15 protein-coding genes and 1 pseudogene are annotated in these 12,642 nt (G+C 60.0%); 4 read left to right on the top strand and 12 right to left on the bottom strand.

Features of this window, described 5'->3' with window-relative positions; translation table 11 throughout:
* The 9 genes and pseudogenes from JCM12296_RS27130 to JCM12296_RS27100 form a co-directional block, all read right to left on the bottom strand.
* Nucleotides 1–869 (bottom strand): ABC transporter ATP-binding protein (locus JCM12296_RS27130; RefSeq protein WP_054699708.1); only part of this gene is annotated, 869 nt, incomplete at its 3' end.
* Nucleotides 870–872: 3 nt separating this feature from the next.
* Nucleotides 873–1,775 carry an ABC transporter permease gene (locus tag JCM12296_RS27125; protein ID WP_218188311.1) on the bottom strand — a complete coding sequence of 301 codons (903 nt, stop codon included), beginning with the start codon at nucleotides 1,773–1,775 and terminating at the stop codon, nucleotides 873–875.
* A 5-nt stretch (nucleotides 1,776–1,780) separates the two neighbouring features.
* Nucleotides 1,781–2,317 carry an ABC transporter permease gene (locus JCM12296_RS42610; protein ID WP_218188310.1) on the bottom strand — a complete coding sequence of 179 codons (537 nt, stop codon included), beginning with the start codon at nucleotides 2,315–2,317 and terminating at the stop codon, nucleotides 1,781–1,783.
* A complete protein-coding gene (locus JCM12296_RS42605) occupies nucleotides 2,263–2,712 on the bottom strand; it encodes an ABC transporter permease (RefSeq protein ID WP_218188309.1) in 450 nt (149 codons plus the stop codon). Before JCM12296_RS42605 ends, JCM12296_RS42610 begins: the two co-directional genes overlap by 55 nt.
* Nucleotides 2,713–2,731: 19 nt before the next feature.
* Nucleotides 2,732–4,318: an ABC transporter substrate-binding protein gene (locus JCM12296_RS27115; protein ID WP_054699706.1), complete on the bottom strand. Its 1,587-nt coding sequence runs from the start codon at nucleotides 4,316–4,318 to the stop codon at nucleotides 2,732–2,734.
* A 39-nt stretch (nucleotides 4,319–4,357) separates the two neighbouring features.
* Entirely contained in the window at nucleotides 4,358–5,488 is a 1,131-nt protein-coding gene (locus tag JCM12296_RS27110; RefSeq protein ID WP_157067931.1) for a hypothetical protein, read from the bottom strand.
* A 53-nt stretch (nucleotides 5,489–5,541) separates the two neighbouring features.
* Complete coding sequence (locus JCM12296_RS48215; RefSeq protein WP_281492170.1) at nucleotides 5,542–6,258, bottom strand: sigma 54-interacting transcriptional regulator; 717 nt, start codon at nucleotides 6,256–6,258, stop codon at nucleotides 5,542–5,544.
* Nucleotides 6,259–6,295: 37 nt separating this feature from the next.
* A pseudogene (locus tag JCM12296_RS48210) lies at nucleotides 6,296–6,883 on the bottom strand (sigma-54-dependent transcriptional regulator); the annotation flags it as partial.
* 209 nt (nucleotides 6,884–7,092) lie between these two features.
* Nucleotides 7,093–8,598 (bottom strand): sensor histidine kinase, encoded by a 1,506-nt coding sequence (locus tag JCM12296_RS27100; protein ID WP_157067930.1) that lies wholly within the window; start codon nucleotides 8,596–8,598, stop codon nucleotides 7,093–7,095.
* A gap of 513 nt (nucleotides 8,599–9,111) precedes the next feature.
* Here JCM12296_RS27100 and JCM12296_RS27095 point away from each other — a divergent pair.
* Nucleotides 9,112–9,432, top strand: coding sequence for a hypothetical protein (locus JCM12296_RS27095; RefSeq protein WP_054699700.1), 321 nt, complete (start codon nucleotides 9,112–9,114; stop codon nucleotides 9,430–9,432).
* Nucleotides 9,433–9,503: 71 nt separating this feature from the next.
* Here the strand turns inward: JCM12296_RS27095 and JCM12296_RS27090 are convergent, their stop codons facing one another.
* Nucleotides 9,504–10,394 carry an aminotransferase-like domain-containing protein gene (locus JCM12296_RS27090; protein WP_246804937.1) on the bottom strand — a complete coding sequence of 297 codons (891 nt, stop codon included), beginning with the start codon at nucleotides 10,392–10,394 and terminating at the stop codon, nucleotides 9,504–9,506.
* Entirely contained in the window at nucleotides 10,394–10,762 is a 369-nt protein-coding gene (locus JCM12296_RS27085; RefSeq protein ID WP_054699696.1) for a GntR family transcriptional regulator, read from the bottom strand. The genes JCM12296_RS27090 and JCM12296_RS27085 overlap by 1 nt, the downstream gene beginning before the upstream one ends.
* A gap of 125 nt (nucleotides 10,763–10,887) precedes the next feature.
* Between JCM12296_RS27085 and JCM12296_RS51615 the strand changes: the two genes are divergently transcribed.
* Genes JCM12296_RS51615 through pdxT form a run of 3 tightly spaced genes read left to right on the top strand, consistent with a single transcriptional unit; the run spans nucleotide 10,888 to nucleotide 12,330 of the window.
* Nucleotides 10,888–11,328 (top strand): beta/alpha barrel domain-containing protein, encoded by a 441-nt coding sequence (locus JCM12296_RS51615; RefSeq protein WP_281492169.1) that lies wholly within the window; start codon nucleotides 10,888–10,890, stop codon nucleotides 11,326–11,328.
* Nucleotides 11,268–11,771, top strand: a complete 504-nt coding sequence (locus JCM12296_RS51610) for a beta/alpha barrel domain-containing protein (RefSeq protein WP_281492168.1) — start codon at nucleotides 11,268–11,270, stop codon at nucleotides 11,769–11,771. The genes JCM12296_RS51615 and JCM12296_RS51610 overlap by 61 nt, the downstream gene beginning before the upstream one ends.
* 1 nt (nucleotide 11,772) lies before the next feature.
* Nucleotides 11,773–12,330, top strand: coding sequence for a pyridoxal 5'-phosphate synthase glutaminase subunit PdxT (pdxT, locus tag JCM12296_RS27075; RefSeq protein WP_054699694.1), 558 nt, complete (start codon nucleotides 11,773–11,775; stop codon nucleotides 12,328–12,330).
* Nucleotides 12,331–12,385: 55 nt separating this feature from the next.
* Here pdxT and JCM12296_RS27070 read toward each other — a convergent pair.
* Nucleotides 12,386–12,642: biotin/lipoyl-containing protein (locus tag JCM12296_RS27070; RefSeq protein ID WP_157067929.1), on the bottom strand; the 257-nt coding region annotated here is incomplete at its 5' end.

Genomic DNA, 12,642 nt, shown 5'->3' with positions numbered 1-12,642 from the left:
AGGCGGTGCAGGCTGGGCACCCGGCCGGGAATGCAAGTCAGGCGTTTCCGGTGACCGCTGGCGGCCATGCCCGGCATGGAATTCAAAAGCCCCCGGGTATACGGGTGCAGCGGCCGGTCGAAGAGATCGAAGACGCCGGCCGTCTCCACGATACCGCCGGCATACATCACGTTGACATCGTCGCAGACCTCGGCGATGACGCCCAAATCGTGGGTGATCAGGATAATCGCCGTCTGCAGCCGCGCGCGCAAATCCAGCATCAAATCGAGGATCTGGGCCTGGATGGTCACGTCCAGGGCCGTGGTGGGTTCGTCGGCGATCAACAGCATCGGCTCGGCGATCAGGGCCATGGCAATCATCACCCGCTGCCGGAGGCCGCCGGAAAGCTGATGGGGATAGGCGGTATAGCGTGAAGCGGCCTCGGGAATGCCCACCAGGTGGAACATCTCAATCACCCGCCGCCGGATTTCGGCCCGGCCCAGACGCCGGTGCACGGCAATGGCCTCGCCCACCTGCCGGCCGACGGTGAGTACCGGGTTGAGGGCGGTCATCGGTTCCTGGAAAATCATGGCGATCGCCTTGCCGCGCACCTGGCACATGGCATCGTAGGAGAGCGGCGCCAGGTCATGGCCGTTCAACACGATCCCCTGGCTGATGACCTCGCCCGGCGGTGAGGGCACCAGCCCCATGATGGACAACGCGGTCATGCTTTTGCCGCAGCCCGACTCGCCCACCAACCCCACCACGCGTCCCCGGTCGACCGTAAACGAGATGCCGTCCACGGCGTACACGACGCCCCGCCGGGTATGAAAGCGCGTGGAAAGGTGATCGACGCGCAGAATCGGCGTCTTCTCGGCAGTAGACGTCATGGTTCAGTCCTTCATGTAGGGATCCAGTGCATCCCGCAGACCATCGCCCATGAAATTGAAGGCCAGCACGGTGATCAGGATCGCCACGCCGGGGGCGATGGCCACCCACGGCGCGGAGAAGAGATAGGCCTTGCCGTTGGCCACCAAAAGGCCCAGCTGGGGGTGGGCGGGCTGGGCGCCGACACCCAGGAAGCTCAGGGTCGACTCCCACATGATCGCCTCGGGAATGCCCAAGGAAAAAAGCACGATCAGCGTCGGCAGAACATTGGGGAAGATGTGCCGCCCCATGATCACGTGCCGGCGCACGCCGTTGGCATGGGCCGCCTCGATGAACGCCTTGTTGCGCAGGGAGAGGGTCTGGGCGCGCACGACGCGCGCGGTCCCGGCCCAGCCCACGACGCTCAGGGCGATGAAGATGTTGATCAGGCTGGCGCCCAGCGTATACATCACCACCATGGCCAGCAGCAATGAGGGAAAGGCGATCATCACGTCGGCCAAACGCATGATCGCAAAATCGGTCTTGCCGCCGTAAAAGCCGCTGACGATGCCCAGCAGCGTGCCGATCAGCATGGCGAGAAAGCTGGGAATCAGCCCCACCATCAGGGAGATGCGCGTCCCGTAGAGAATGCGGGTCAACAGGTCGCGGCCGAACTTGTCGGTGCCCAGCCAGTGGTGCCACGAGGGTGCCAGCAGGCGCTGGTTCAAATCGACCAGATAGGGGTCGTGGGGCGTGATCCAGGGGGCCAGAAGGGCGACCAGTACCAAGAGGCCGATGGCGCAAAGCCCCAGCATGGCCAAGGGGTTGTTGCGGAAGGCATGGCCGATATCGTCCAGGACGCCAGCCACGGCCGCGTCGGGCAAACCGGTGTCGGGGAAGGGTTCAACGGTTTCCATCGGCGGGTTCAAAACGGTTATTTCTCCTGCATGGCATAGCGGATGCGCGGGTCGAGGAAGGCGTAGAGGATATCGGCGACAAGGTTGCCGGCGATCACCAGCACGGTAGAAAAAAGAATCGCCCCCTGCAAAAGGGGCATGTCGCGGGCCTGGATGGCGTTCACGGCGATGCGGCCCACCCCGGGAATCCCGAAGACACTCTCGGTAATCACGGCGCCCGACAAGAGGCCGGCCACCTGGATGGCCATGATCGTCACCACGGGAAGCAGGGCGTTCTTCAGGGCATGGCCGACGATTACCGGCGCCTCGCGCAGCCCCTTGGCGCGGGCCGTGCGGATATAATCGTGGCGCATCACCTCCAAAAGGCTCGAACGCGTCAGCCGGGCGATCACCCCGGCGGAGCTCCAGCCGAGCACGATGGCCGGCAGGACGATATACCGCGGTCCGTAAAAACCCGACACAGGCAAAAGATGCAGCTTCAGGGCGAAGATGTACTGCATCAGAAGGGCCGACCAGAAGACCGGCATGGAGACGCCCAAAAGGGAAAAGCCCATAAAAAATGATCGACGACGGACTGGCGCTTGACCGCCGAGATCACGCCGGCGGGGATGCCGATCAGCCAGGCCACCAGGGCGGCGCACAGGGCCAGGATCAAGGTATTGGGGAAAGCCTCGAGAATCAGCCCCGTAACCGGCCGGTTGATTTTGTAGGAGATGCCGAAATCCCCCTTGAGGGCCCCGGCCAGAAACCGGACGTAGCGCGTGATCGCCGGGTCGTCCAGGTGCATCTGGGTTCGCACCCGCGCGATCACGTCCGGACTGGCATGCTCTTTCATCATCAGGGCCACCGGGTCTCCCGGGATCACGTTGAGCATCACAAACAAAAGCAGCGTGATCCCGATGAGCACGGGGATGGAGACGAGGACGCGGTGAAGGATGTATCTCAGCATGGCCGGCGATCCCGCAAGTTTATTCCACCTCCGTCAAGAAGTAGTTCATGTCGCTCCAGCCGTTCCAGGGCACGACGAAATGCTTCACCCGCGGCTGTACCACATAGGTGTGATCCAGGCTGAAGAGCGGTACCCAGGCAACATCCTCGTACACGATGCGGTTCTCGAGCTGGCGATAGAGTGCGCAGCGCTGGGTCGGATCGGTCATGGTGCGGGCATCGTCGATGCCCTTGAACACCGCCGGATCGTGGTTGTTGAGCGAACGTACCAGCGTACCCCGCTCGCTGAAAAAGGTATAGAGGAAATTGTCCGGATCGTTGAAGTCGGCAGCCCAGTTCTGCGCGTAGCTCTCGACATCGCCGGTCTTGCGCGTGGCATAGTAGGCGGCTTCGTCCATTTGCTTGATGGTAACGTTGAAACCGGCCTTCTTGACCATGGACTGGACGATCAGGTTGATATCCTGCCACTTGGCGCTCCAACTGCTCACCTGCGCGATGGTGATGTCGACACCGTTCGGATAGCCGGCCTCGGCGAGCAGGGCCTTGGCCGCTTCTGGGTTGTATTTGATCGTCGGGCCGTCGGGGGAAAAGCAGGCCAGGCCCCGGGGAATGACGGCGTTCTCGATCTTGCCCTTGCCGTAAAATTGTTTTTCCAGAATCAGTTCGCGGTCGATGGCCATCTGGAAGGCCTTGCGCACACGCAGGTCATCAAAGGGTTTCAGGCGCTGGTTCATGCTGAAGTAGTAGATCCCCACGCGCGGGCCGCTTATGATGTGGTCCTTCCACTTCTCGCTCTGGTAGAAATAGGAAATCTGGGCAATCGCATAGTCGCAGTCGAACACGTCGAGTTCGTCGGTCTCGAACAGGAGCCGCAGGGTCTCCGGGTCGGCCACCACCCGCACCACGATACGGTCGAGTTTGGGCCGGCCACGGAAGTATTTGTCATTGGCCACCAGTTCCTGGCGGTCGTTGAGCACGTATGTTTTCAGGATGAAGGGACCGGTGCCACAGGTGGTTTCGGGGGTCAGGCCGAACTGGCCGCCGGCGGCAGTGGTGAACTTGCGGTTGAAGATCGACGCCTGGGGGCTGGCCATGACGGCGACGAACGGCGCGTAGGCCTCCCTTAAGGTGATTCGGACGGTGTAACGGTCGATGGCCTGGAGGCCCTTGACCGCATCGGCCTTGCCGTTCAGGCGCTCGGTGGCACCGTCAACGAAGTCCAGGATGGCGGTGTTCAGGGCCTTGGTCGCCGGGTTGAGCATGCGGTCGAAGGTGTAGACCACGTCGGCGGCGGTGAGTTCCTCCCCATTGTGGAACAGAACCCCCTTGCGCAGGTGAAAGGTATAGATCTTGCCATCGGCGGAAATTTCCCATTTCTCGGCCAGACCGGGCACCAGCTCCGATTTGCCGGGTCCCACGGTGACCGCTTCCACCAGGCGGTCGAAGATGTTGAGCGGCAGCATGTAAAATTCGAAGGTCGTCTGGCAGTCCGCGGTCTTGGGATCCTCGAGATTGGGGATGCGCAGCACCTTCTCGGCCATGGCGGTTCCGGCCAAGAGGAAGTACACCAGGCCGACGGCAATGAGACCTTTCAATGTTCTACCCATTTGCTTTCCTTTCTTTGCACGCAACTCCGGCACAGCGCATCAGGCACCCTTACCAGGCGGGTGGGAATCGGTCGTACAGTGCGGGGAATCCGTTATCAACCGGTCACGAACGGCCGCTGGATCCTGCTGGTAGCGGTGGATGCTCTCCTTGAGCCCATGCTTCTCGACCCAGTCGATGCCGTTGCGCAACATGCGATATTTCTTGAATTGGGTTTTGGTGGCGATATCCGCCTGAATCAAATCCGGGGAAAGACCGGGGACGCGTTTGAGGACCACGTCGGGCGCCAGCTTGTAGACCAGCCCGCCCACGACAGCCTCTTCCACGGCCAGCCAGTCATCGACGGTGGCTTGGACCGTTTCCGCCGAAGCCGGCGCCTTTTCCGCGTCCAGGGATGCCAGAATGGCCCTTTCCGTATATTTTCTCAGAGAGATGTGCAGGGTCTCCTCGAGCGGCGTCATGAGCACCGTATAGGGGTTTTGGGCGGTGCATTTCCAGACCGTTTGATGGTCATGGGTAAAACGCCAGCGGTGCTCCGCGGGAGAATATTCCAGATAGCTGACATAGGAACCGACTTCATTGAGCGGAATGCGTCCGGAAAGATCGACATCGATCGTTTTCTGAGTGGCGCCGCTGAACCGGTAGTGTGCCTCGTATTCACGGGCCAGATCGCGCACGATGATGGCGTTGACCCCGGGATCGGTCGAATCACACGGCGCCACCTGATCCGGCGCGCTAATCGAGTGGTAGGGATTCGCAAGCCCGGTCCGATGAAGCGTATCCGTGATGGCCTCCTGACAGTAATCCGTAAACAGTCCGGCGACCTTTTTACGCCGTTCGGGTGCGTAGAGCACGCGGTGAGAAATACCCGATAGCCGCCATTGAATCTCCTTGCAGCCCAGGTCGTTCTGAATGCGTTGCACCAGCTTGGGATTGGCGTTCAGGTAGTCGATGCTGGCGCTGTGGGCCGAGGCCTCGTAATCGTCCTTGTAGTCTGTCAGCGCTTTGTAGTCCGGCGCATCGGCCGGCGGGCTCAGCAAGGCCGGCAGGTCGCTGAATCTGTCGGTCCGGGCCGCAGGCCTCTCCGTAGCAGGGGTGGCACAGGCGGTGAACAAAATGACAACCAAGACAAAAACGGCGTAGGTGGTGACGGTTCTTTTCAAATCGGTCATTGGATCGGTCCTCTTGTCATCCATAATGGATTGAGCCGCGATCTCGGGGGACATCAGCTGCCGCGCGTGGGCGTTTTACGTTGGCGAAAATCCACCGGATTCAACCCATGCTTGCGCAGCAGTCCGTAGACGTCGGCGCGATACTTACCGGCCATTTTCGCGGCCTGGCTCACATTGCCATGATTCAATTCAAGCAGTTCGATCAGATACTCCCTTTCAAATTTATCCTTGGCATGGCTCAAGGACGGCGGCTCCGCATCCTTACGGGTCATGGCACCGGTAATCAGCTCCGGTGTCACCACCGCCCCCGTGGCCATGGCGACCGCATATTCCATGACGTTTTTCAGCTCTCGAACATTGCCCGGCCAGTCGTTGGCCAAGAGCTTATCCAACGCCGCCGGGGAGATCTCCCGCACGGACTTGCCGCTGGCCTGGCTGAAGGTGGCGAGGAAGCTGTTCGCCAGCGGCAGGATGTCCGCCTTGCGCTTTCGCAGCGGCGGCAGCGAGATGGGAATCACATGGATGCGGTAGTACAGATCCTCGCGGAAGTGCCCCTCGCCCACCCATTGTTCCAGGTCGCGATTGGAGGCACTGATGAAGCGGACATCCATTTTGACCTTGCGGCTGCTGCCCAGCGGGTAAAACTCGCGTTCTTCCAAAACCCGCAGCAGTTTGACCTGCATGGACATGGGCAGCTCGGAAATTTCGTCCAGAAAAAAACTGCCGCCTTGGGCACGGGCAAAAAAGGCCCTCGCGCTGCCGATCCGCACTGGTGAAGGCGCCTTTTACATGACCGAACAGCTCGCTTTCCAGAAGGCTTTCCGGAATCGCGGCACAGTTGACAGCCACAAAGGGACCATCCTTGCGCGGGCTGGCCGCATGCAGCGAGTGGGCCACCATCTCCTTGCCCGTACCGCTTTCTCCTTCGATGTAGACATTGGCTTCGCTTCTGGCCGCTTGGGCCACCTTGGCCAACACGGCCTTCATCACACGGCTTTTGGCGATGACCGGACCGAAAGCCGCCGAAGGTTCCACGGGTGGATCGACGGCCGGACCGTCGGATGCCGATCCCGGCGCCAAACGCTGTTTTTCCAGGCATCCTTCGATCTGTTTAACCAGCTGTTCGCCATCGAACGGCTTGGTCATGTACGTGCAGGCGCCGCGCTGCATGGCATCGACGGCGTTACCGATGGTTCCGTAGGCGGTGAGAATGATCACCGGCAGGTCCGGGTGATGCTGACGCAGCTTCTCCATCAGCTCCACGCCGTCTTCGCCATCGAGTTTGTGATCGATCACGGCAAGGTGGACATCGCTTGCTTGGGCCAGTTCCAGGGCCTTGCGCCCATCGGCGGCGGACAGGACCTGATAGCCCTTGGATCCCAGGCGCAAGCCCATCACCCGCAAGATGCTCGGGTCGTCGTCGACGGTCAACAGGGTGATCTCTGCAGGACGTCTTCCGGCTTTGCTCATTCCTTATCCTCAACACATGGCAGGGGTATCCGATGCACTGGACCATCCGATGGTCATTCGGTGGCGGCGATCGGTATCCCGTTTTCGTAAACTTTCACAATCGCTATCCGGGCGGGTGTTTTTATTTGACAAAGTTAAGCATGGGGCAGGGAAAAGTAAAATGTACTGCCCTTGCCTTTCTCGCTCTCCACCCAGATGGTACCGCCGTGGGCGGCGACAATGTGCTTGGCGATCGCCAATCCCAACCCCGTGCCCCTGACCGTATCCCGGCCGTGTTCAATGCGCCTGAACTTGTTGAAAATATCTTCCAGGTTAGCCGTTTCGATGCCACACCCACTGTCGCTGACGGCCACCTGGATGAGGCCGTCGTTGGGTTGCGGAATAGCGGCCGTCACGCTGACGCGCCCGTGGGCATCGGTGAACTTCAACGCATTGCCGATCAAATTATCCATCAATTGCAGCAATTGATCGGCATCGGCCAGGATCAGCGGCAAATCCGGCGGGGAATCGATGGTCAAGGTGATCTGTTTGGCACAGGCGATGGGATTGAGCTTTTCGACGGCATCGTGGATCAATGCGTCCAGGTCAACGGAGACGAAGCGGTAATCCATCATGCCGCCCTCCATCCGCGAGAGGTCGAGGATCCGGTTGACCGATTCGATCAGCCGCTTGCACTCGTCGCGAGCAATGGTCAAAAGCTCCGCCCGGCTTTCCGGATCGTTGTCGAAGGTCCCCCGGATGAGCATGTCCGACGCCTCCCAAATGGCGGTCAAAGGCGTCCTGAGATTGTGCGAAACATGGCTGACGAAATCCTCCTTCAGCGTATCGAGTTCCCGGAGGCGCTCACTCATGGCGTTGAAATCCTCGGCCAGGTGGTGGATCTCCTGCGGAGCCTTTAAGTCTTCGATCTTGACGAAATTGCCGACGGCGATATCACGCGTCTTCTGCTGCAACAATTTGATAGGACTGACGATTTGACGGGTGGTCACAAACGACACGGATAGTCCTAAAAGGATGCACGCGGCGGCCAGCCCGAGGGTCACCTGCAGAACATTGGTACTGATCTGTTCCGATTCCTTGATCCTTTGCTCACGAATCTGTCTGGCCGACTGGTAGAGATCGTCCAGATGGATCAACAACGCATCGATCAAGTCATCGCGGTCTGCTTTATAAGCCTCGGAGGGCATCCCTTCGTTTCGGGTGTCCGCCCGGGCGACCCCCTCCAGATAGGACTGGCTCAGCGTCAGGATCTCTTTGACGGGTGCCGCCAGATGGGCCTCGGTCGTCAACTTGGCCAGGTCCTTCAGCTGGTCCTGGAATTCGTGGCAACGTTTGAAGAAGAGGTCGTAGAAATCCTTTTCCTTGGAAAGCCAGTATTTCTTTTCAATACTGACCAGAAGCTGAAGCCGGGTCGACAGAGCCTCGACGGTCTGGATGGTCTCGCTGTCGACACCCGCTGCCTTATGGATGATACGGGTCAGATGATTCATTTGATAGGCCACGTACCCGCCGAAAATGAGCACCATGACCATGATGATCAGGTAGCCGGCGGTAAGGCGCTTGAAGATGGTCATGGACGTCTCCTGGTGGTTGCAGGTTTTCAATCCGGTGCGCCTGGCCGGCTGGATTGCCTTGCGCACAGGCTTTCGGCAGAGCTGCTATCGTCGATTCCACATGCATTTTCATTGAAATATAAACAGGATTCCATGGGGATGCGAGCGCGCTGGCCGGAATTGCTCATAATACCCACGGATCATTGAAAAAACGAACATCCCTGATCACTGACCGACATCTTCTGGCGGCCCATCGGTGAGCCCCCCTGTATGGGTTATCCTCCAATATCGGCGCTGTAATATCAGCAGGTTGTCATCTATTCAAAAGCCGCTGACTTTATTTTGTAGGGTTTTTCCTTCACTTCAGTCAACCAGGCATTCGTCCATTTTTACTAACAACATGATATCATAACTAATTTATAAATATTTCAACTTTGGCCCGCTTCGTGCTTAATGCCATTGTCACAAAGGCAAACGCGACGCCGAACGGCTTCGGTCGTTTCCCGACCGGCGCCAAACAAAAATCGGAGAAACGACCCTTTTAACGACACACACTGCCTTGGAAAATCGCGACAGTGTCCCTGACAAAGGAGAATCACCATGAATACGAAAATCAATATTTGGTCGACTTTGGCAATCGCATTGGCAGCAACGTTTATTCTTTTCGGAACCAGCTATGCGGGGAATTATACCGACAACGCCGATATTAGGGGAATCGTCACCAGCAACAGTCAGCTGGTGGACAACCATGGCAAGGCTTTCAACATCGCCAATTCCGGTGAGGGCCTGGACGTTCAAACGCTGATCGGCAAAAAGGTCGAAGTCCGCGGAACGGTGATGGACAAGGGCGGGCAACCGACCATCGAAGTGCACAACTACAAAATCCATCCCTGGTCCAGCCTGAACCCAGACAACCGGTAGGCCGAATCCGGCTACCGCTATCTGATCCTGCTAAGGGGCCCCCAAAGGGCCCCTTTTGTTGTTCTCCCTCGCTACCGCCCCATTGGCCCCAGAATATCGACCAGATAATCCAGCGCACGTGTGAAGTCCGCATCATCCAGCGACATAAACGAAATTCGGAAACAATTCTCCATGGCCGGATTAAAGGAGAACTGCCGCCCGGGCGCCCAGGGCACATGGGGCAGGTTCAGGCCAGTGCGGCTTTTTACCCACAGGCTGCCGCCCTGTTGGTCCGGCGCCACCGTGAGGGCACCGATCGGGGCGAGCAGATCCATCAGGCGGTTCTTGCGGCGCTGCATGCGGGCGGCCGTCGCGTCCAGAAACCGCTGGTAATCACCACCCCGCACGAAGGCATCGAAGAATTTCTGCATGAGACCGTTGGAACCGATGTCGGACGTGTATTTGGCATGGATGAAGCGGTCGTAAAGGCGCGACGGCACCACCATGAATCCCAGGCGCAGGCCGGCCACGGTGGTCTGGGAAAGGGACTTGATATAGATGGTCTGCTCGGGGGCGATATCCACGAAACGGGGTCGCGTGTCATCGGCAAACTCGGAGAGATAACTGTCCTCGATGATGAACACCCCATGGGCCTCGGCCAGCCGGGCCACGGCCTCCTGGCGGGCCGCCGTGTAGGAAATGCCCGTGGGGTTGTGCACCGCCGGCATGGTGTAGAAAAGGCGAATGCCGTCGGCCAGGCGCGCCTGAAGTTCCCCGATGCGCGGACCGGCATGATCCAAGGGGATGAAATGGCGCGCCTTGAAAAGGGAGATCGCCCCGGGATAGGTCGGATCCTCGAAAAGGATGTTGTCCGGTATGCGCGCGGCAAACACCTTGGCCGCCAGATCGAGTCCTTGCTGGGCCCCGGAAACCACCAGCATGCGCCGCGTGGGCAGGCGGTAAAAGCGGCCCAGGACCTCGATCAGCGATGGGTCGCCGGCAATGGGTGCCGCGGCAAAGGCGGCCCCCTTGTCGCGCGCGAAGATCTCCTGGAAAATGCGCCGGCAACCCCATGGGGAAAGAACGACTCCGAAAGGTAATCGGTGGAGAGGTCGTACACCTCGCCGGCCGCTTGGATCGTTTCCGGGAATTTCACATAGGAGCCGCTGCCCACGATCTTCTCCAAAAGCCCATCGGCGGTCAAGCGCTCGAAGGCTCGCTGCACGGTCAGCTTGTTGCACCCGAAATGGTCGGCGAAATGGCGGATCGAGGGAATCCGCTTGCCCGGTGGATACACACCGGAAACAATCTGCGTCCGAATCTGCGCGGCAATCTCTTCGTATAGGGCCATGGCCTTCCCGATGGTTATTTGTATTGACAGTCATAGTACATTTTATTAATTGTACTATGACAATACAAAAAGGGCGTCTTCGATAGCGCTTTTATAGCACACCCGATAAAGGAGGACCAACCCCCATGCAACCCATCGGAAAAGAACGCGAACCGGTCAACCGGGGCTTTGCCGAAATGTTCAAGAACGGCGTCATCATGGACGTCACCACACCTGAAGAGGCCAAAATCGCCGAAGCCGCCGGCGCCTGCGCGGTCATGGCACTGGAACGGGTGCCGGCCGACCTGCGCAAACAGGGCGGCGTGGCACGCATGAGCGCACCGGAGATGATCGAGCGCATCATGCAGGCCGTCTCCATTCCGGTGATGGCCAAGGTGCGCATCGGCCACTTCATGGAGGCGCGCATTCTCGAGGTGCTGGGCGTGGATTTCATCGACGAGAGCGAAGTGCTCACCCCGGCGGACGAGGAGTTCCATGTGGACAAGCGCCAGTTCCGCGTGCCTTCGTGTGCGGCGCGCGCAACCTGGGCGAGGCCCTGCGCCGTATGGACGAAGGGGCATCCATGATCCGCACCAAGGGCGAGGCCGGGACGGGCAATGTGGTCGAGGCCGTGCGGCATATGCGGGCCATCACATGCGAAATCGATGCGTTGCAGTCGATGGATGACGCGCAGCTCGAGGCGCAGGCCAAGGCCTATCGCGTACCCGTGGAATTGGTCGCGGAAACCCGCGCGGCGGGGCGCCTGCCAATCGTCAACTTTGCCGCCGGCGGACTGGCCACGCCGGCCGATGCGGCGCTGATGATGCAGCTGGGTACCGACGGCGTGTTTGTCGGTTCGGGGATTTTCAAGTCCCAGCATCCCGAACGCACGGCCCAGGCGATCGTCCAGGCAGTGATCCACTTTGAGCAACCGGACCGGTTGCTGGAGATTTCCAAGAACCTGGGCGATCCCATGCCGGGTCAGGAGATCGCCAGCCTGGAGACCCGCCTGGCCGAGCGGGGGTGGTAGCATGGTCGTCGGTCTGCTCGGTCTCCAGGGGGCCTTCCTGGATCACCGCAAGCACCTTGACCAGCTGGGCTGTCCCCATCGGATCGTCCGCGAGCGCGATGATCTGGCGGCCATCGACCGGCTGATCATTCCCGGCGGGGAAAGCACGGTGATGGCCATGTATCTGAAGGCCTTCGGCCTGGTGGCGCCCCTGAAACAGCGCATCGCCGCCGGCATGCCCGTCTGGGGCGTCTGTGCCGGGGCGATCCTGTTGGCGCAAACCGTCGACACGGGTCCAGGCATCCTGGGGTCACTGGGCGTGACGGTGCGGCGCAACGCCTACGGCCGCCAGGATGCCAGCGACGTTCATCCCCTGGACGTGCCGATCCTCGATCGGCCGGGCTTTCCCGCGATCTTCATCCGCGCCCCGCGAATCACGGCCATCCAACCGACGGTCGTCGTGCTGGCGACACGCGACGGGGAACCGGTATTCGTACGCCAAGGGTGTCGGATGGCCACCACCTTCCATCCGGAGCTGACCGCTGATCCCGTTTTTCATGACTATTTTTTACGGTTGTAAGCACACATCAAAATCAACGCAGCCGGATGGCGCCTGCCGGCGCCGCCGCCATCACCTACCCAATGTTCATGATGAGATCGCCGGTGTTCACTTCGGCGCCTTTCTGCACCCGGATCTCCGCAACCACCCCATCCACGGGAGCAACCAGATTGTTCTCCATCTTCATGGCTTCCATGATGGCAACGGTCTGACCGGCCACCACCGAATCCCCGACCTGAACGGAGACCTGGATGATGAGTCCCGGGATGGGTGCCAGCACGGCGCCTTGCTTGGCCACCGGTGCCGGGCTTGGGGACGCGGCCGGTGCCGAAC

The sequence above is a fragment of the Desulfosarcina cetonica JCM 12296 genome, assembly GCF_001311845.1.
Classification (GTDB): Bacteria; Desulfobacterota; Desulfobacteria; order Desulfobacterales; family Desulfosarcinaceae; genus Desulfosarcina; species Desulfosarcina cetonica.
This window is presented reverse-complemented; position numbering and strand designations above follow the sequence as displayed.

Bases quoted from the DNA above. Each gene is read 5' to 3' on its own strand.
- JCM12296_RS42610 (WP_218188310.1), bottom strand. From the start codon at position 2,317: ATGGGCTTTTCCCTTTTGGGCGTCTCCATGCCGGTCTTCTGGTCGGCC.
- JCM12296_RS42605 (WP_218188309.1), bottom strand. From the start codon at position 2,712: ATGCTGAGATACATCCTTCACCGCGTCCTCGTCTCCATCCCCGTGCTC.
- JCM12296_RS27115 (WP_054699706.1), bottom strand. From the start codon at position 4,318: ATGGGTAGAACATTGAAAGGTCTCATTGCCGTCGGCCTGGTGTACTTC.
- JCM12296_RS27110 (WP_157067931.1), bottom strand. From the start codon at position 5,488: ATGACCGATTTGAAAAGAACCGTCACCACCTACGCCGTTTTTGTCTTG.
- JCM12296_RS27095 (WP_054699700.1), top strand. From the start codon at position 9,112: ATGAATACGAAAATCAATATTTGGTCGACTTTGGCAATCGCATTGGCA.
- JCM12296_RS27085 (WP_054699696.1), bottom strand. From the start codon at position 10,762: ATGGCCCTATACGAAGAGATTGCCGCGCAGATTCGGACGCAGATTGTT.
- JCM12296_RS51615 (WP_281492169.1), top strand. From the start codon at position 10,888: ATGCAACCCATCGGAAAAGAACGCGAACCGGTCAACCGGGGCTTTGCC.
- pdxT (WP_054699694.1), top strand. From the start codon at position 11,773: ATGGTCGTCGGTCTGCTCGGTCTCCAGGGGGCCTTCCTGGATCACCGC.